The sequence below is a fragment of the Pseudalkalibacillus sp. Hm43 genome, assembly GCF_054170705.1.
In genome coordinates, this window is sequence record NZ_CM135129.1 from 3,394,806 (window position 1) to 3,412,041 (window position 17,236).

A 17,236-nucleotide genomic window follows, 5' to 3' on the forward strand; every position below is an offset into this window, starting at 1 on the left:
AAGATAGGAAAAATAAAAAAGAGGTAAATATTACCTTTTGTCGAAAAGTACCAAGAATATGAGTTTTCAAGGAGGCTGTACATGTTGAATTTTCCGAAACCAGATGTAGAACAATTCTTTCAGACATTAACCATCAACGATTTTGTCATAAGCCCGGATGAAGAGCAGCTAGTCATCAGTACGAACATTAATGGGCATTTCAATCTATGGGGGATGGACCTTCCTAATAAGTACCCATATCCACTAACATTCTCCAATCAAAAGTGTCATGCGCTTCATTATGATCAGAAGGGTGACTTCATAGTTGCTGGCTTTGACTTTGATGGAGATGAAGACATCCAGCTATATGCGCTTCAACCACAAGGAGGAGCATTGCTTCCATTACGTGAAGAGAAAGGTGTAAAACACTATTTCGGCAGTCTTTCAGAAGATGGTAAGCGGTTATACTACACATCTTCGAAAGGCAATCCAACGTACCTTAACTTGTACCGCTACAACTTAGAAACAGAAGAGGTTACCACCCTGATTGAGGGAACGGATGCAGCCATTGATATCATGGCAGTAAGTGAAGATGAAAAAAAAATCGTTTACTCAAAGCATTATACAAACTCTCATACGCTCGCTTTTGTAAGAATGAATGGAGAGGATGTATCTTTAACACCGCCAAGTGAAGAAGAATTCATGATTATGGAAGCCGTCTTTTTCACCGATGACATTCTTTACTTTACGACAAACTTTGGATCTGATTTTTCTTATTTGGCGAAGTTTAATTTACATACGAAGGAATTCTCCAAAGTGTTAGAACTCGAGCAGGAGGACTTAACGACTGTAAAGGCGGATAAAGAGAATAACCGATTATACATCGTCAGCTCGAGTGGGGTTGAAGACCGGCTCTATGTGTATGACTTGAGTAAAGAAACCTACGAACAAAAGGACATCCCTGTTCATCTCATCAACAAACTCGCGATTTCCTCAAAAGGGAATCTTTACTTGCTTGGCGATGGTTCAAAAAGACCGACAAATGTATATTGCCAGAAGCTTAATGAAAGTCAATGGGAAAAGTTGACGAACAATCAAGTCCCAGGTGTTTCAGAAGAATTGTTGATTGAACCTGAAGTAATCCGATATAAATCCTATGACGGACTTGAAATTGAAGGATTGTTCTATCGTGCGCATGAAGACAATTCAAACGGTCATGTTATCCATTTCCCACATGGAGGACCACAGTCCGCAGACCGGAAGAGGTTCTGGTCCTTGTATCAATTCTTGCTGCATCGCGGGTATTCCATTTTTGCTCCTAATTTCAGAGGATCGACCGGTTATGGATTGAAATTCATGAAAATGGTAGAGCGGGATTGGGGGTATGGGCCGCGGCTTGATAACGTAAAGGGTATCGAGTGGTTAATCGAAAATGATTACGTAGATCCAGATAAAGTCTTTTTGATGGGTGGAAGCTATGGCGGTTATATGGCATTGCTCCTTCACGGTCGTCATGCAGAGTTATACCAGGCGGTCGTAGATATCTTCGGCCCTTGTAACCTGTTTTCTTTCATTGACAGTGTGCCGGACCATTGGAAACCTGCGATTGCCAAGTTCGTCGGTGACCCGGTTGAGGATAAAGAGAAATTGACGGAAGACTCCCCAATTACCTATCTGCAAGAAATGAATAAACCGATGCTCGTTATCCAAGGTGCAAATGATCCGCGGGTCGTGAAGGCAGAATCTGACCAGATTGTTGACGCGCTGAAAGAAAATGGCACAGAAGTCGAGTACATGCTTCTAGAAGACGAAGGACATGGATTCTCCAAGAAAGAAAATGAAATGAAGGTATATAGAAGGATTCTAGAATTCTTCGACCAAAAGATTAATGCAACAGTAAAATCCTAATACAACTGTAGGGGCGTAAATCCGATAAAAGGATTACGCCTCTTTTTGTTTAATATCTAATAATAGCGACCATTGATGTTTTAGGTGAGGGAGGATGAAAGTGAACGTAGTCGATGAGTTAGAGCAACAGTTAATAGAAAAAATTGAAGAGAGCATAGGTGAAATCACGAAAATACATATACCAGCCGAACAAGGATGGACCTCAACTGTAAGGCAACTTTTTACAAATGAAAGTAAATACATACTTAAAACCTCTACCGAAGAAAGATATCGAATCTGGTTGAAGACAGAAGCTCAAGTACTAAAAAAGCTCCTTCATGAAAATATCCCCGTTCCAAAATTTCATGGCTTTATTGATGAAGAAGATCGAAGTCACTTAATCATGTCCTATGAGAAGGGGATTACCTTAAGAAAAGCTTTAGCAACATCAGCCACTTTAGAAGAACAATGCTCTTTAATTACGAGCTTTGGTGAATTTCTTCATCATTTTCACGAGAGCTCCCCGATTCAATCCCTTCAGCACGATAAGAATTGGCTGAATGAGCAACTTCGTATTGCTGAATTTTATGTGGGGCAAGGAAATACAGATGGGACGAAACAGCTGTTAGAACACTTGGTATTGAACAAACCTACACCTGTACAACAAACAATGATACATGGGGACTGTACGATAGACAATGTACTTGTCACGGATGGCAAAGTACACAAGTTCATTGATGTAGCTGGAATGACAGTGGGAGATCCTAGATTCGATGAGGCGCTCGCCATTCGGAAATTCACGGATCATACTGAGTACATCCAATCTTTTTACGAAGGATATAAGCGATATAAGATTACAAATGAAGAACTAGCGTACTTTGATGAAGGATTGTATGAGTTCTTCTAACATGAAAAATAAGATTAGAATTTTTTCCGTTATTCTCTTCCTAATCACCACTTATGTAATTTTGATATTCGTTAACAGTAGCGAGGAAGCGAGAAGTTATGTAGAAGATCATGATTATTATGTGGTTTGGTCAAACGGAGATAACCATCGTTACACATTAGATAGAGTGACACTGTTTAACGAACCCTATAATTACATCTGGAGTTTGCAGAAAGATGAAATACGTGAATATATCGACAAGGAAATTACGGTTGAAGCTTTTATAGGATATAGCTTTGAACATGGCCTGAAATCCTTGTATGTGATGAAAAGCCAACATAAATTAATTGGCGGATATTCTACTGAACTGACCGTAATGCCTCAAAATGGTATAGCTAATACGATGGATGGGCGATCATTTGCAGAAGTACATTCAGGTACTATAGAGGATTGGGAGGAAGCAACACGTACAAGGTTAGATTAGCAATATACAAAATAACTGGGGCATGAGCATTTGCCCTTTTTTATTTATGGAGGGACTCAAGTGGAAGAACTTATACATCAGATTGCAAGACAGGTTAACACCAGCAAAAAGAGACTTATCATTGGCATATCCGGTCATGGTGCCTCTGGAAAGACAACGTTTGCCAATCAACTTGTAAAGGTTCTAGGCCAAGATGAAGTCAATCACCTGAACACCGACCCTTATATCATTGGCTCTAATCTTAGAAAGTACGCCAAAATTGATTATGAGTATGAAAACAAGAAACATCATTTTAAAATGACAGCTTGTCATCCCGCTGCCCATAATGTAGTGGCGCTAGAAAGAGATATCATAATGATTAAGGGTGGTCTGGATCTCTATTCAATTGGGACTTCTTATTCAGAAAGCACTTTGATGTCATCTAAGAATCGTGTGACGGTCATTGAAGGGATTAGTGTCGCTTTTGTTAATCCTGATCTAATAGATATCAAAATATTCTTTTATACAGATGGCGAAACGGAATTTCTAAGAAGAACGGATCGTGATATTAAGGAAAGAGGCTTAAATCTCGACTACTTAAAACAATCTCACGAAGAGCGAAGGATTCAATATGAGTTGTTCATGCAGCCGTATCAAAAGAACTTCGATGTGATCGTTAGAAACTCAAACAATGAATATCAAATCGAAAAATCTGCTGTACAGTTTTCTTGAATACATGGGAGGTTGATGAAGATGGATCATACAAGTCTTGACCCACATGAGTTCAGCGTCATATGCCCTGATAGTTGTGGTAACTCTCCAAAAGGAAAGCTAATCAAAGAGATTACCATCGCTTTTGCGAAGAGAGATCTTGATTCTTTAAGCGACTATATCTCTGATGGCTTCACGTGGGAGATTGTTGGAGAGAATAAGATAAATGGGAGAGAGAATTGCTATAATCAGCTATGTAAAATGAACAAAGATCGTCAGGTGCTTCAGATAGAGATAAAAAGCATTATTACGCATGGTAGAGAAGGTGCAGTGAACGGCTCTCTCATTCTAGACAACTCAAAGGAAATCTCATTTTGTGATATCTATCAATTCACCAGTGCAGGGAAGAATTCGAAGATTAAAGTATTAACGTCATATAATATAGAACTGAAATAACTGAGGTGTACGCATGAAGTGGAAAGAGAAATTTAGTGATTTTCCTTCGTTGAATACAGACCGTCTCATACTAAGAGAAATAACTCTCGAGGATACGGAAGATCTCCATCATTATGCGTCAAATGACGACGTAACGAGACTAGTGGCATGGGAGAGGCATACCAATTTGTCAGAATCCAAGCAATTTATCAAGACATTCCTTCCTAAATATGTTGTTCCTTGGGGAATAGAACATAAGGAAAGTGGAGCATTCATCGGGACCGTCCATTTTGTTTGGTGGGATGAAGCTAATCATAGTGCAGAAATCGGTTATGTCCTCTCACAAGACTATTGGGGACAAGGCTTGATTACAGAAGCGGCTAACGCTGTCATCTCATTCGGATTTGAAAAGTTGGATCTCGTTCGCATTCAGGCAAGATGCTTTTTAGAAAACGACGGTTCAGAACGGGTTATGAAGAAGTTGGGAATGACCTATGAGGGAACGGTAAGAAAAGCCATGCTGGTGAAAGGAACCCACCGGGACTTAAAGCTGTATTCGATTGTGAAATAGGATTAGCTGAAGATGTAACTCTTCAGCTCTTTTTGTGGAAACTTTTAGAATCCATATCCGTATTAATTAGTACAAACAGCTTCTGGAGGGGAATATGCGTTTTACAAGCTACGTGTTATACATATGTCTAAGCTTATTGATACTGAGTAGTTGCTCAAATCCGGAAAAAACAAAACACCCAGTGATTGTGAATCAGGAAGATTATATACTTTTTGATACTCCTTATTCTAAAAATGTTGAAGCAAAAAGAATTACGTATTTAAGTGATGATTTTGAAGTTGCAGGTTTTATAGTAAAACCTAAGAAAATAGATGGCAAGTTACCTTTATTGATTTTCAATCGAGGTGGAAACAAAGAATACGACAAGCTTGAAGAGAAAATTCTATCTAACTATTTAGCTTTTTGGGCAGAAAAAGGTTATGTAGTACTTGCTTCCCAATACAGAGGAAATGATGGAGGAGAAGGAGAAGAAGAGTTTGGAGGATCCGATATAAATGATGTTCTTAATCTCCAGAAAGTAGCAGAAGAACTTCCGTATGTTGATTCCAACAAAAAAGTAATGCTTGGTATTTCTCGTGGCGGAATGATGACCTATCTTGCTATAAAAAATGATATGGACATCGATGCAGCAGCGGTAATAAGCGGTACAAGTAATTTGTTCGATTTATACAATAAAAGAGGAGAAAAAATGAAGAGTGTGCTAGAAGAGTTAGTAGGCACACCTAAAGAAGAAAAAGCTGAATATGAAAAGCGTTCTTCGGTCTATTGGGCGGATGAAATTAATGTACCGATACTCATTGTACACGGTGCGAAAGATGAACAAGTACCAGTTGAACAAGCTCGTACACTTACAAAAGAACTTAAGAAGAATAACAAGGATTACAGATTTGTAGAATACCCTGATGCCGATCATTCCATTTCAAGTCATTTCAAGGAATCATCAATTGAGATTGAGAAATGGTTTAATCACCACTTAAAGAATTAAGAAACAATTCCTGACAGAGGTGGACTATGCAAAACATATTACTTCTCATTATTCTCGTATTGACAATTACAGTTTCAATTGACTCTTACCGAAATACAAAGAAAATTTTTAAAGAATTATCCCATATTAAAGGTAAGTTGAACCGTTTAGAAAAAGCTATAAATGATACAAGTGAGAAATAAGCTTTGTCACCCTTGGATCCGTTTCTTTTATATACATGAAGAGGGATTGTTATACCACTAGAGAATACAAGTTGAAGAGATTTTTAATAAGGTGTGAGAGGGATTAATGGATCAAAACACATTAAGTAGCATTAATAAAGCTGGTTGGAGCCAGGCTGCTTACCAGGCATGGGTGAATCGGCACGGTACTCCGGGTGTGTACGCAGAAGAATTAATGAAAAAACCGAAAAAGGTTGTTTCTCATTATCTCAATTACATGGTGAATGTTGAAGGATCGAGAATTATAAACCTCCTGGGATCAAAGGGAAATAAAGCGGTAGCTTTTGCACTATTAGGAGCGGATGTAACGGTTGTCGATATTTCAGAGGACAATGCAAAGTATGCTACTGAATTAGCTCAGGCTGCCAATGTTGATATCCAATACATTGTTTCAGATGTTCTAGACATACCACAAGAACACAAGCTGGGCTACTTTGATTATGTAATTTTAGAACTAGGGGTTTTGCATTACTTTGTAGACTTAAAACCGTTATTCAGGTTGATACAAAGCTTACTTACACCTGGTGGAACCTTCATTTTGCGAGACTATCATCCTTTTGTCTCTAAGATGTTAAACTTTGAGGGTGGTACTTGTGTAGCGACTGGAAACTACTTCTCTGAAGAGCTTGTAGAGGTCGACGTCGCTTTTAGTAAACTGCTATCAGAAAACCAGAGGACCACCTTGAAGCAAAATAAAATCCGGAGGTGGACCTTAGGTGAAATTGTGACTGCTCTTGTTGATACTGGCTTGGTGATCAAATCACTAGATGAAGAACAAGGGATCAAGTGGGCATTTCCACCTGGTTCACCCGAAAAGATTGAGGATCGATTACCTGGTGTTTTTACATTGGTAGCAACCAAAAGAGAGGAAGGAGCATCCTATGAATCTTCAATTTAGCAAACTGACAGCACCTACTCCAGAGATAGTGGAAGCATACAACCGATGGGAAAATGATCTTGCTTTAATTCCGTTTACACGACCTAACCCTAGTCAGGCTGAACTAGAGCTTCAGCGGGAACTTACAATTGAGGATTTACAACAACGATTAGAGCACTTACATATCTATTTGATTTATCTTGACCATCAGTTAATTGGAGAAATGAATTACATGGTAGACCCAGAACACTTGTTTATCAAGGAACCCGGAACTGCCTGGGTTGGTATTACAATAGGTGAGCAGGAAGCTAGGGGAAAAGGTGTAGGGCATCACGCTATGCAGTACTTGGAGGAACAAATTAAACATCAAGGACTCCACCGGATTGAACTGGGGGTTTTTGAATTCAATCATCAAGCGCAAAAATTGTATCGGAAATTAGGATACAAAGAGATTGGGCGGATTCCCGATTTTACCTATTACCAAAATAAAATGTGGACAGATATACGGATGGAGAAGTACATCACAAATCAATGAAATGGGAGATTATTATATGAATCAACATCATGTTTTTCCAGATTTAGAAACGGACCGTTTAAGGTTGAGAGGGATAAATGAGGAGGATACGGATTTTATTTATCGGCATTTCAGTAATGAGATGGTTTGTAAATACTTATATGATGAAGAACCGATAGCAAATAAAGAAGAGGCTCAGGAACTCGTGAATTCCTACCATGACTCCTCAGCTAAAGGGTATAATCGATGGATTCTAGTAAAGAAAGAAGACGGAAACTCCATTGGAACTTGTGGTTTTCATTTGTGGGATCGAACCAATCATATAGCTGAAATCGGATACGATTTAGGGCATGAGTATTGGAGGCAAGGATACATGAAGGAAGCTTTGAAGCAGGCGATTGAAAGTGGGTTCCGTAATATGAACCTGAACCGCATCAATGCCTTTACCGCTATAGAGAATGAAGCTTCTATCCAGCTTTTGAAATCACTTGGCTTTAAAAATGAAGGAATATACAGAGAGAAACATCTATTCCGGGGCCAGTATTACGACCATTATTCTTTTTCATTGTTAAGAAGAGAATGGGAACCCCACAACATGGGTTAAGGGATTGGATAAAAGGGAGGGATAGAAGAGTGGGGAAAAAAACATTCATAGACCTGAGCCATACGATTGAGGATGGAATGATAACGTACAAAGGGCTCCCTGCGCCTATCATATGTGACTATCTAAGTAGAGAAGAATCAAAAGACATGTATGAAGATGGAACTGAATTTCAGATCGGTAAGATTGAAATGGTTTCGAACACAGGAACCTATGTAGATGTACCTTTTCACCGATATGACGATGGTAAAGATTTGAGTGAAGTTGTCGTAGATAAATTCGCTGGCTTAGAAGGTATCATCATACATATTGAGGAGACGGTTAGAGAAATTGATGAAACCTATTTTAAAGGGCTTGATCTTGCGGGTAAAGCTGTACTCATTCAGACAGGCTGGGACCAACATTGGAACACCGACCAATACTTTGAAAACCATCCCTACATAACTGAACAAGCCGCACATGTCCTGAAGGAAAGCGGGGTAACACTGGTTGGGATTGACTCCGTTAATATTGATGACACATCCGGTAATACTCGTCCTGCACATACCATTTTACTTGGTGCAGAGATCTTGATTGTGGAACATCTGTGTAATCTGAATGAACTGAAACGGAAAGATTTTCTCTTTTATGCTGTCCCACCGAAAATTAAAGACTTCGGTACGTTTCCAGTTCGAGCTTTTGCAGAAATAACAGATTAATTGAGTTGGAGGGGTGACATTGGAAATCTGGACTATACTCACCATTATTGTTCTAGTATTTGCTGTCCGGTGGATCAAGTTTGTCAAAATGAACACCGATAAACAAATTGAACAAAATGAAGAAATCATCGCCTTACTAAAAGAATTGAATGGCAAGAAGCAAAATTGATGAAAGTGGTGGGGGTTATTTGAAAAACATAGTCGATTCGGTAAGAAGGTATAAATCTATTAAGTAACATTGACATACTGGAAAATAATGATAACATATCTATTAATTTATTTGACTGACTCTCGTTTAGTAGGCGAGAGTCTTTTCAGTAAAAAGGGGGAGCACCATGAATCCGATTTTAAGAGAAATTGAAACGACTTTAGAGACTGAAAGATTAATTCTGCGTATGCCTAAGTGTGGAGATGGTACAGCAGTGAATGCTGCCATCCTAGCATCTTTAAAGGAACTGAAGCCATGGCTGCCGTTTGTACAGACAGTACCGACTGTTGAGGATACAGAGCTTAACATTAGAGAAGCACATGCGAACTTTGTAAAGCGTACCAGCTTGCGATACCTTATTTTTCATAAGGGAACGAAAGAGTTCATTGGAAGTACAGGTTTCCATGAGATTGATTGGGAAGTCCCGAAGCTTGAAATCGGTTACTGGATTGATACTCGGTTCAGTGGTCAGGGGTATATGGTTGAAGCGGTCGGCAGGCTGACAGACTTTGCTCTTGAAGACTTGGGTATGAGAAGAGTGGAAATTCAATGTGAATCGGAAAATAAGAAGAGCCGGTCCATTCCAGAGAGATTGGGCTACACTCTGGAAGGAATCATGCGAAATGATGATGTGTCCGTAGATGGAGAGCGCTTAACTGACACATGTATCTATTCCAGAATCAACTGACAGAGGGAGGTTATCATGGGCAAATTGTTACTTTCAGGTGGAGGGAATGCAGTACAGTCAGCGCCGATTAACAAACATTTTGTTGAACAATTGAACGCGAGCCCTTCTATCCTTTACATACCCATTGCTGGAGATCCCTCATTCAGACCATATGAAGAGTGCCTTGATTATGTAAAAAGCATGTTCAATCCACTTGGCGTTAAAGAGATTGAGATGTGGACAGATTTTGAAGGAAAGACACTTGATGATTTAAAACAGTATTCAGGTGTTTATATGAGTGGTGGAGATCCGTTAAGACTCTTAGAGGCATTCAAGGCGACCGGTTTTTCAAAAGTCGTAACGCAATATTTTGAAGGTGGAGGAATCATATACGGGCAAAGTGCTGGTGCATTGATTCTCTGTGAAACGATTGCACATCTCTATGTGGGTGATGATCCTCAGCCTAATCCTAATGCATACACGGGATTAGAACTATTCAAAGGTAAGCTGATCTGGTGCCATTACACGGAGGAAGCCGATCATGAGATAAAAGACTCTCTCCGGCAGATTGATAGACCTATTGTAGCTATACCGAATGGAACAGCGTTATATATTAATAATTTACGAATGAAGCTTATAGGAAACGAACCTGCTTATTTTTTTGAAAGTGAATCCAAAAGACGACTGTATAAAGACATCACCTCATCATCTACCATAATTTGAGTAAAAAATTTTTCTCCCCCTTTTGTTATTTTAGTTGTATAATTTATCTTGGCTTACAACAATTGACAAAAGGAAGGGGGGAGAACAGAATGAATCAAAACATAGCTGCCAACGAGTTGGTACATAAGAATGAGAAAAAATATTTCTGGTTGGTCTTAACCATCAGCATGATTACATACATTCTATTATCCATTTCAATCATTGGGATTTTCATTGCGCTCTTTATCGCGTGTATGTCTTTATTCGTTACAGCGTTGATGATTGGAAACATTCGTATGAATGCTGTGAAGCTCAGTGAACATCAATTTCCTCAAGTGTATGAACGCACGAAAGAATTGTGTGCAAAAATGGATATCCCCTATGTACCGGATGTCTATGTCATGGAATCTTCAGGGATGCTCAATGCATTTGCGACCCGTTTTTTTGGTAAAAACATGGTCGTCCTCTATTCAGAAATTTTCGAGCTGATCGAAAGGGAAGCAGATGACGAGCTGGATTTCGTCATTGCTCATGAGTTAGCCCATATTAAGCGAAAGCATTTATCCAAATTATTAGTTCTATTACCGGCAATGTGGATTCCGGGCCTAGCTGAACTGTATTTACGCGCTTGTGAATATACTTGTGATCGGTATGCTGCCTATTACACTGAAAAACCAGAAGCGGGAGCCAATGGTCTAACGATTTTTGCAATCGGTAAATCGCTGTTCAAACATGTGGATCGCCAAGCTTATCTACAACAAGTTGATCAAGAGAAAGGGTTCTTCGTGTGGCTCAGTGAAATTTTATCCACACATCCACCACTTCCAAAACGAATTCGTGAAATCGAACTGTTTTTTGCTGAGGATAGAGGTTTTGCCGTAGAAAAGAAATCAGTAGGCAAGGCTTGGGTACTCGGAGCTGGAGCAGTCCTTGTATTTGGTGCGGTGGTCTTTGGAGCCTATTCACTCATCGAACGCTTTTCATTTCAAGATATGTTAGCGGATGCAGAAGAGAGTTTCGCTTTTATGGATGAACCGCCACCAATGATTAATGCGGTTGTAAAAGGGGATCGTGATGAAGTAGTCGCTTTGATTGAAATTGGTGAGGACCTTCATGTTGAAGATTCTCAAGGATTCACACCTTTGCACTGGGCTGTGCAAGATGGAAACGATGAAATGGTCCAGTTGTTATTGGAAGCTGGAGCAGATTCGAATTATGAAGATTATTCAGGTATGACCCCACTCATGATTGCTGCAGAATACGCAAGTACAGAAACCGTGGAGCGATTAGTCGAGGCTGGAGCGGATTTGAATTACCAGGATTTTGGTGGGATGACACCGATTTTTTATGCGGTCTTCAGTGACAACATCGAGACGGTTCAATTGTTGATTGATAATGGGGCAGACCTTGAAATGGTCGATATGGACAATCAGACAGCACTTATGCATGCCATCCAATTCGGAAATCGAGAAATAGCAGAATTGTTGAAACAAGCAAGTCAAAACTAAAAAGGGGAGAGAACACATGATTTCAGAACCAGCAGGATTTTGGAGAAGATTATTAGCACTTATTTTAGATGCATTTATTGTTGGAATACCACTCGGCTTAATCAGCTACATGATTTTCGGAACGATGGAAGAAAACGCGTTTACTTCCATTACAAGCTTCCTATATGGCTTGATTCTCCCAGTCGTATGGACGGGGTACACGATTGGAAAAAGGATCTTAGGAATACGTATTGCGAAAGTGAATGGAGATAAGGTAGGGATTGGTACGATGTTGATGCGTACAGTTGTTGCCACTCTTGTATACACTATTACGCTTGGAATAGGCTTCATCGTCAGTGCTTTCATGATCGGTTTAAGAGAAGACAAAAGATCCATCCATGACTTTATCGCAGGCACATATGTAACCCATCAAAAACCTTAAGAAACAATGGAAAACGGACGCTAAGATTGCGTCCGTTTTTTTCTTATTAGTAGATATGCTGAAATAATGAGTACAACGATAAGACTTATGTAAAACCAATTAGCATTGTGGGATTGGTTTACTGTAGAAGTAGTTGTTGATTTTACAACAGGTTTAGAATTGATGTATTCCTGAAAAAATACGTTTCTTTCTTGATTAAATTCCTCAACTTGACCGTTTTTAACTTGAATCATCCCGTTTGGTCCAGCAACAGGTACAAGGAAATCAGCTGTTTCCACTTTTTCTAAAAGCAGAAGGAATTCACCACCGTCATTCTGAAAATCTTCTGCCCAACCGACATCAGCTGCATCAATGCCCACTATTTCAGGGTTTGTGGTCTCTCCTTTATAAATTTCATTGATGTTAAACTCGTATCCACCAAAAATGAAGGTGCTTGTCTTAGGCTTTGAAGAAAAATCATATGTCCCTTTGACGACCACATCTGCTCGTTCAACAACTACTTCTGGTTTCAACTCCACCCAACTTGTAGCCTGACCGATTGCATATGGAGAAACCAATGTAATGAAACATATGAATAGTAAACTCCAAAAAGTTTTCATATTCATCCCCCTTTATCTCATAGACGTACGCTAAAATTTGAGGGTTTCACATTATACCGTTTCGCGTTCAATTAGCGTTGTCGGAACTTCGATGTGGGCGACTTGCTCCGTCATGGCTTGGTCAAACAATTGTTGACCAACTTTTACAAGAGGAAGGTCAATCGTAGTAATATTCATCAGCTTGGCGATCGGTTGATTATCGAATCCGATAATCGCTAAGTCCTCTGGAATGGAGATTCCCTGTTCTTTACAGCAGGTAACGACTCCTGCAGCTACTTGATCGCTCGTAATCAAGAGAGCGGTTGGAGGATTCTCCATTTTTACAAGTGAAGAAACGACTCGTTCACCATCCTCAACTTTATAACATTCATCGAACACAAAATCATTTCGGTAAGATTCTTTTATTCGTTTGAGAAAATCCCTGTAAGCTGATTCTCTTTGGAGACTGTTTGTGCCGGATCTTCTTCCGATGCAATAACCAATCTCACGGTGTCCTTGTTTATGTAAATAGTCCAACGCTTTTGTGAAACTGGCATAATGATCAACATAGGTCGCAGATACTTCTTTCTGTCGGGCATCCTCACAAACCACGATTTTCCCGTAGCTTGTGTAACGCTCAATGACGTCCCAACCCGATATTCTTGAACAGATGATCAACGCATCGATCTGTTTGTGTTTCAACATGTCGAGGGCTTCCATTTCCCGCTCCACGTCATAATCCGATTGGAAAAGGACAAGCTTATAATTGTTTTTCAGCGCTTCTGCCGCAATTCCTTCCACAAGAGATCCAAAATAGGGATGGTTGGAGAAGGGGATGACAACACCGACTAAGAACGTTTTCCCTTTACTAAGGTGAACAGCGTTAATGTTTTTTTGATAATTATGTTGTTGAATGGCACTCATAACGGCTTGCTTTTTCTGTTCACTTACGTATGGTTGATTGTTGAGGACTCTCGACACTGTGGTTACGGAAACACCAGCAAGCTTGGCGATATCACGAATATTTGGCATTTGATCACCCTTTTTCAGTTTCTCCTTGCTCTGAAACGCGTTTCATACATTAAGCTTACCTTGAAAACGCGATAATGAGGAGGAGATTACTTTGGCTATCCTATATTTGTTGATCCTGTGTACCATTATTCTAGCATGTTCGTCGTTGGCGGTCTTTGAGTATGACAAACCAGATCATACGTTTCACACAGACGATGAATATCGTTACTTGTTTGATGTTTATAGTAAAAAAGATAGGGGCTCATCATTATGAGCCCCTATCTGTATGGAAATTAACGATCCGATCCAAAAGGAACAAGATCCTTCGAGCGAGCTTCTTTTACCTTTAGTTTAATCTTCATAGGGTTTATATCCAGCATAACATTGAGTGCAGCATAAGACTCTTCGCCATTGATCTTGCCCCAATAACCGGATGTTTCAGATGCTTCACGGAATGTTAGCTTGAATCCTTCACCTCGATTTTCATTTATCATCTCAAAACCGAGAGCATCCGCTTCGGTTGCTTCGTTGTCAACAAGATCGTAGGTCATCACTTGTTTTAAGGCATCTGCTTCAAAAATCCCTGTGTTGGTTGAGTTTGGCGGATAGTACGGGTTTTCAATGAGGGATTTTCCCTTAATGATGTCAAAAGTTTTTGTATCCCAATGGTATTGATCACCTTTTTCAATGTAACTGAGTTTCACATCTTGCATTTGTGCTGGATATTTTGAACCTTTCTTTGCGTCAGCCAAGTCTATGATAATAAGTCCGCTTTCGCCAACAACCTGAATGGTTTTCTTTCGATTATCGACGATCATCGCACTGTTTTCTTCGATTCCGAAGCCATAAGCTTTACCCGCTTCCCAGGCTCCCACGATTATACGTCCAAATCGTCCTCGCTCCAGGAAATGTTGATCGACCATCCCAAGCTCGAAAAATCCTAGACCTTTCGTCAAGAAGACCCTGTTGTCATCAGAATCATCATAATTATCTCTCTTGGTAGCACCTTCGTTCAGAGCACCTAGGCTTGTCCCAGCTCCAATCATTGGATCACTCATTATGGCAGCACCAGCACTTGTGCCTCCAAGCACAGCCCCATCTTGATACAGGTTTCGGATAGCGGTTAACACAGGAGTGTCTTCCTTCTTCTCAGTTAAAAGTGTGTCGGTATAACGGAGCTGGTCCCCGCCCACAAACCATATGGCATCGTATTGTTGCATCTGGCGAGCAAGTTCAGGGTCATTTGCATTGTCTTTCCATGTGGATTCATCTTCTTCCGTTGAAGAATCGTCTCGAACGGCAATAGGGATGATATCAATGTTTTGTTCAGCGACACCATAGTGAATGAAGTCCTTTTTATAAGACGTCGCACTTTGAATCGGACTGGAGCTTGCAGTGGGAAGAATACCGATTTTAATTTTGGACATGTCTTCGTTTTGATGTTCTTGTGCTTTTTGAATGAACGCTGAATATACCTCAGTGTTATCCGGTGACAATGCGCCACCAACAATGACAAGGGATCCTTTCTCATTAGTTGTTCCTGCACTTACTTGTACACCATCTTGAAACATGAGTGGCAAAATGATTGCGGCACACAAAAGCAAAGCGACTACTAAACTACTAACCAGTTTCTTGTGACTATTCAAGACCATCTCTCCTTCTTTTTTGAATTCTTCTTGTTAATAACATGCAAGTTTTGTTCCAATTTTCTGATAGTTAGTAGAGTAAGAATCTATTGACGGCTTGTCATTTAAGTGCGGAATTAATGAGAACCTATTAGAACCTAATAAGCGGAAAAGAACCCATACTGAGAATAAGACAGAGGGATGGATACCTATATATAGGCTAAAATTGAGCTGTTGTAGTTTTTAATTGAGGACGTCTACTTCCTATTATTTACATGTAAATAAAAACCATATAAACCATATAATTTACACTATTTTACATAATATGTAATAGTTTAGTAGATTTCTACCTATTTTCAATGAATAAAGGAACTTAACTGATAGGTTCCTCATCCTATGTAATGACTTAAGGCCGTATGCAAGAAATTCTTAGGGGAGGAACCGCAATATATGCAGACCATCGTTTTTATTGGGACTAATAAATCAGGTTCTAGTCGAGAGGCTATAAGAGCTGCAGAGAAGATGGGATACTTCACAATACTTCTAACTAATCAAAAAAAGTTCATCAAGCAACGAACAGAATTCGAGGATATTCATGAAATCATTTACAGCCGTTTTACAAAAAAGGAATTACGATTCCACCTCAAAGAACAAACCCAAAAAGGGAGAGAAATCAAAAGTATTGTAAGCTTTATCGATCCATATGTCCATCTTGCCGCAGAACTTGCAGATGAGTATGGCGTCTGCAATGTTTCAGTTGAAGCACTAGGTAAAATGGAGAACAAGTATGAAACCCATCGTGTCTTAGCAGGGATGGGGCTCACTCCTTATGCCAAATTCTATTATCCTGGAGATTCTATATTTGAATTCATCAACACGCTGGATCTGACAAGGAATTGGATTGTAAAGTCCCCTACTTCCACTGGTTCGAAGGATGTCATACTGACAAAAGGAATGGAAGAAATACAACACGCTATTCAACGACTCTCTGAGCGTTATCCAGAAGAGGTAATTCTTGTAGAAGAGTATTTGGAAGGTCCTCAATATCTAGTAGAAATTCTGATAGATGGAGGAATCATTCATACCATTGCAGTCATCAAACAAAAAATACAAATCGGAAAACGGTTCATCATTACAGGTTATGCAGTGTTGCCCGCCCTTGTTGAAGAAGAGTTGAAGAACAGTCTGGATGAAACGATCTCCAAGATTATCGCTGCATTCAAGTTGCGAAGCGGGGCTTGTCATCTGGAATTAAGGTTGGTGCAAGGTGAGTGGAGGCTGATTGAAATCAATCCTAGAATTTCAGGTGGAGCCATGAATGACATGATTGAAGCAGCGACTGGAATCAATCTAGTAGCTGAAACGCTCAAACTAAATCTTGGTGACAATCCAAACATAAATAAGAGAAGGTCAAGACCCGTTTATACGCATTATCTGACGATTGATAAAAAAGGGACACTCTTGAAAGTTACTGGTAAGAAGAGGGCGTCTAGATGTCCTGAAGTGGAGAAAGTCTATATTAAACCAAGAAAAGGAATGTTCCTACGACCTCCTCTTTCAATGGGAAACCGGTACGGATACATCATCGCAACAGGAAAGACAATTGAAGAAGCCAAACAAAATGCCTTGAACGCATCAAAGGAAATCCGTTTTCACCTAGAACCATTGTAGGTAGTAGAGGAAGGGGA

General features: G+C 39.8%; 20 protein-coding genes. 17 read left to right on the forward strand and 3 right to left on the reverse strand.

Translation table 11 applies throughout. From position 1 onward, the window contains the following. Nucleotides 1–81 precede the first annotated feature (81 nt). From ACXQIQ_RS17665 to ACXQIQ_RS17740, 16 genes are all read left to right on the forward strand, one after another. Nucleotides 82–1,887, forward strand: coding sequence for a S9 family peptidase (locus tag ACXQIQ_RS17665; protein ID WP_439301074.1), 1,806 nt, complete (start codon nucleotides 82–84; stop codon nucleotides 1,885–1,887). Nucleotides 1,888–1,981: 94 nt separating this feature from the next. Continuing rightward, a complete protein-coding gene (locus ACXQIQ_RS17670; protein WP_439301073.1) occupies nucleotides 1,982–2,773 on the forward strand; it encodes a phosphotransferase in 792 nt (263 codons plus the stop codon). A 1-nt stretch (nucleotide 2,774) separates the two neighbouring features. Continuing rightward, nucleotides 2,775–3,236 (forward strand): hypothetical protein, encoded by a 462-nt coding sequence (locus ACXQIQ_RS17675; RefSeq protein ID WP_439301072.1) that lies wholly within the window; start codon nucleotides 2,775–2,777, stop codon nucleotides 3,234–3,236. A 60-nt stretch (nucleotides 3,237–3,296) separates the two neighbouring features. Then, on the forward strand, nucleotides 3,297–3,947 hold the full coding sequence (locus ACXQIQ_RS17680) for a uridine kinase family protein (RefSeq protein ID WP_439301071.1): 651 nt from the start codon (nucleotides 3,297–3,299) through the stop codon (nucleotides 3,945–3,947). A gap of 21 nt (nucleotides 3,948–3,968) precedes the next feature. Next, on the forward strand, nucleotides 3,969–4,382 hold the full coding sequence (locus tag ACXQIQ_RS17685) for a nuclear transport factor 2-like protein (protein ID WP_439301070.1): 414 nt from the start codon (nucleotides 3,969–3,971) through the stop codon (nucleotides 4,380–4,382). 13 nt (nucleotides 4,383–4,395) lie between these two features. Further along, nucleotides 4,396–4,932 (forward strand): GNAT family N-acetyltransferase, encoded by a 537-nt coding sequence (locus ACXQIQ_RS17690; RefSeq protein WP_439301069.1) that lies wholly within the window; start codon nucleotides 4,396–4,398, stop codon nucleotides 4,930–4,932. Between the two features lie 94 nt (nucleotides 4,933–5,026). After that, nucleotides 5,027–5,917, forward strand: a complete 891-nt coding sequence (locus tag ACXQIQ_RS17695) for an alpha/beta hydrolase family protein (protein ID WP_439301068.1) — start codon at nucleotides 5,027–5,029, stop codon at nucleotides 5,915–5,917. A gap of 288 nt (nucleotides 5,918–6,205) precedes the next feature. Continuing rightward, nucleotides 6,206–7,036 carry a class I SAM-dependent methyltransferase gene (locus ACXQIQ_RS17700; protein WP_439301067.1) on the forward strand — a complete coding sequence of 277 codons (831 nt, stop codon included), beginning with the start codon at nucleotides 6,206–6,208 and terminating at the stop codon, nucleotides 7,034–7,036. Next, the gene (locus ACXQIQ_RS17705) at nucleotides 7,020–7,550 is read left to right on the forward strand and encodes a GNAT family N-acetyltransferase (protein ID WP_439301066.1); all 531 of its coding nucleotides are present in this window, start codon (nucleotides 7,020–7,022) and stop codon (nucleotides 7,548–7,550) included. Before ACXQIQ_RS17700 ends, ACXQIQ_RS17705 begins: the two co-directional genes overlap by 17 nt. A 16-nt stretch (nucleotides 7,551–7,566) precedes the next feature. Further along, nucleotides 7,567–8,133: a GNAT family N-acetyltransferase gene (locus ACXQIQ_RS17710; RefSeq protein WP_439301065.1), complete on the forward strand. Its 567-nt coding sequence runs from the start codon at nucleotides 7,567–7,569 to the stop codon at nucleotides 8,131–8,133. Nucleotides 8,134–8,162: 29 nt separating this feature from the next. Next, complete coding sequence (locus tag ACXQIQ_RS17715) at nucleotides 8,163–8,828, forward strand: cyclase family protein (RefSeq protein ID WP_439301064.1); 666 nt, start codon at nucleotides 8,163–8,165, stop codon at nucleotides 8,826–8,828. Between the two features lie 19 nt (nucleotides 8,829–8,847). Then, a complete protein-coding gene (locus ACXQIQ_RS17720) occupies nucleotides 8,848–8,997 on the forward strand; it encodes a hypothetical protein (protein ID WP_439301063.1) in 150 nt (49 codons plus the stop codon). Between the two features lie 166 nt (nucleotides 8,998–9,163). Then, a complete protein-coding gene (locus tag ACXQIQ_RS17725) occupies nucleotides 9,164–9,724 on the forward strand; it encodes a GNAT family N-acetyltransferase (protein WP_439301062.1) in 561 nt (186 codons plus the stop codon). A 15-nt stretch (nucleotides 9,725–9,739) separates the two neighbouring features. Beyond that, complete coding sequence (locus tag ACXQIQ_RS17730; protein WP_439301061.1) at nucleotides 9,740–10,426, forward strand: Type 1 glutamine amidotransferase-like domain-containing protein; 687 nt, start codon at nucleotides 9,740–9,742, stop codon at nucleotides 10,424–10,426. An 89-nt stretch (nucleotides 10,427–10,515) separates the two neighbouring features. Then, nucleotides 10,516–11,913 carry a M48 family metallopeptidase gene (locus ACXQIQ_RS17735; RefSeq protein ID WP_439301060.1) on the forward strand — a complete coding sequence of 466 codons (1,398 nt, stop codon included), beginning with the start codon at nucleotides 10,516–10,518 and terminating at the stop codon, nucleotides 11,911–11,913. 16 nt (nucleotides 11,914–11,929) lie between these two features. Further along, nucleotides 11,930–12,334, forward strand: a complete 405-nt coding sequence (locus ACXQIQ_RS17740) for an RDD family protein (protein ID WP_439301059.1) — start codon at nucleotides 11,930–11,932, stop codon at nucleotides 12,332–12,334. A 20-nt stretch (nucleotides 12,335–12,354) separates the two neighbouring features. Here the strand turns inward: ACXQIQ_RS17740 and ACXQIQ_RS17745 are convergent, their stop codons facing one another. The 3 genes from ACXQIQ_RS17745 to ACXQIQ_RS17755 form a co-directional block, all read right to left on the reverse strand. Continuing rightward, complete coding sequence (locus ACXQIQ_RS17745; protein ID WP_439301058.1) at nucleotides 12,355–12,933, reverse strand: hypothetical protein; 579 nt, start codon at nucleotides 12,931–12,933, stop codon at nucleotides 12,355–12,357. A 51-nt stretch (nucleotides 12,934–12,984) separates the two neighbouring features. Further along, entirely contained in the window at nucleotides 12,985–13,944 is a 960-nt protein-coding gene (locus ACXQIQ_RS17750) for a LacI family DNA-binding transcriptional regulator (RefSeq protein ID WP_439301057.1), read from the reverse strand. Nucleotides 13,945–14,216: 272 nt separating this feature from the next. Continuing rightward, the gene (locus ACXQIQ_RS17755) at nucleotides 14,217–15,569 is read right to left on the reverse strand and encodes a cyanophycinase (protein WP_439301056.1); all 1,353 of its coding nucleotides are present in this window, start codon (nucleotides 15,567–15,569) and stop codon (nucleotides 14,217–14,219) included. Between the two features lie 429 nt (nucleotides 15,570–15,998). Here ACXQIQ_RS17755 and ACXQIQ_RS17760 point away from each other — a divergent pair, with 429 nt between their 5' ends. Continuing rightward, nucleotides 15,999–17,219 carry an ATP-grasp domain-containing protein gene (locus tag ACXQIQ_RS17760; RefSeq protein WP_439301055.1) on the forward strand — a complete coding sequence of 407 codons (1,221 nt, stop codon included), beginning with the start codon at nucleotides 15,999–16,001 and terminating at the stop codon, nucleotides 17,217–17,219. The last annotated feature ends 17 nt before the right edge of the window (nucleotides 17,220–17,236 follow it).

What these genes read in the sequence shown, in the direction of transcription:
- ACXQIQ_RS17665 (WP_439301074.1), top strand. Translation starts at nt 82, where the DNA reads ATGTTGAATTTTCCGAAACCAGATGTAGAACAATTCTTTCAGACATTA.
- ACXQIQ_RS17670 (WP_439301073.1), top strand. Translation starts at nt 1,982, where the DNA reads ATGAAAGTGAACGTAGTCGATGAGTTAGAGCAACAGTTAATAGAAAAA.
- ACXQIQ_RS17675 (WP_439301072.1), top strand. Translation starts at nt 2,775, where the DNA reads ATGAAAAATAAGATTAGAATTTTTTCCGTTATTCTCTTCCTAATCACC.
- ACXQIQ_RS17685 (WP_439301070.1), top strand. Translation starts at nt 3,969, where the DNA reads ATGGATCATACAAGTCTTGACCCACATGAGTTCAGCGTCATATGCCCT.
- ACXQIQ_RS17690 (WP_439301069.1), top strand. Translation starts at nt 4,396, where the DNA reads ATGAAGTGGAAAGAGAAATTTAGTGATTTTCCTTCGTTGAATACAGAC.
- ACXQIQ_RS17695 (WP_439301068.1), top strand. Translation starts at nt 5,027, where the DNA reads ATGCGTTTTACAAGCTACGTGTTATACATATGTCTAAGCTTATTGATA.
- ACXQIQ_RS17700 (WP_439301067.1), top strand. Translation starts at nt 6,206, where the DNA reads ATGGATCAAAACACATTAAGTAGCATTAATAAAGCTGGTTGGAGCCAG.
- ACXQIQ_RS17705 (WP_439301066.1), top strand. Translation starts at nt 7,020, where the DNA reads ATGAATCTTCAATTTAGCAAACTGACAGCACCTACTCCAGAGATAGTG.
- ACXQIQ_RS17710 (WP_439301065.1), top strand. Translation starts at nt 7,567, where the DNA reads ATGAATCAACATCATGTTTTTCCAGATTTAGAAACGGACCGTTTAAGG.
- ACXQIQ_RS17725 (WP_439301062.1), top strand. Translation starts at nt 9,164, where the DNA reads ATGAATCCGATTTTAAGAGAAATTGAAACGACTTTAGAGACTGAAAGA.
- ACXQIQ_RS17730 (WP_439301061.1), top strand. Translation starts at nt 9,740, where the DNA reads ATGGGCAAATTGTTACTTTCAGGTGGAGGGAATGCAGTACAGTCAGCG.
- ACXQIQ_RS17735 (WP_439301060.1), top strand. Translation starts at nt 10,516, where the DNA reads ATGAATCAAAACATAGCTGCCAACGAGTTGGTACATAAGAATGAGAAA.
- ACXQIQ_RS17740 (WP_439301059.1), top strand. Translation starts at nt 11,930, where the DNA reads ATGATTTCAGAACCAGCAGGATTTTGGAGAAGATTATTAGCACTTATT.
- ACXQIQ_RS17745 (WP_439301058.1), bottom strand. Translation starts at nt 12,933, where the DNA reads ATGAAAACTTTTTGGAGTTTACTATTCATATGTTTCATTACATTGGTT.
- ACXQIQ_RS17750 (WP_439301057.1), bottom strand. Translation starts at nt 13,944, where the DNA reads ATGCCAAATATTCGTGATATCGCCAAGCTTGCTGGTGTTTCCGTAACC.
- ACXQIQ_RS17760 (WP_439301055.1), top strand. Translation starts at nt 15,999, where the DNA reads ATGCAGACCATCGTTTTTATTGGGACTAATAAATCAGGTTCTAGTCGA.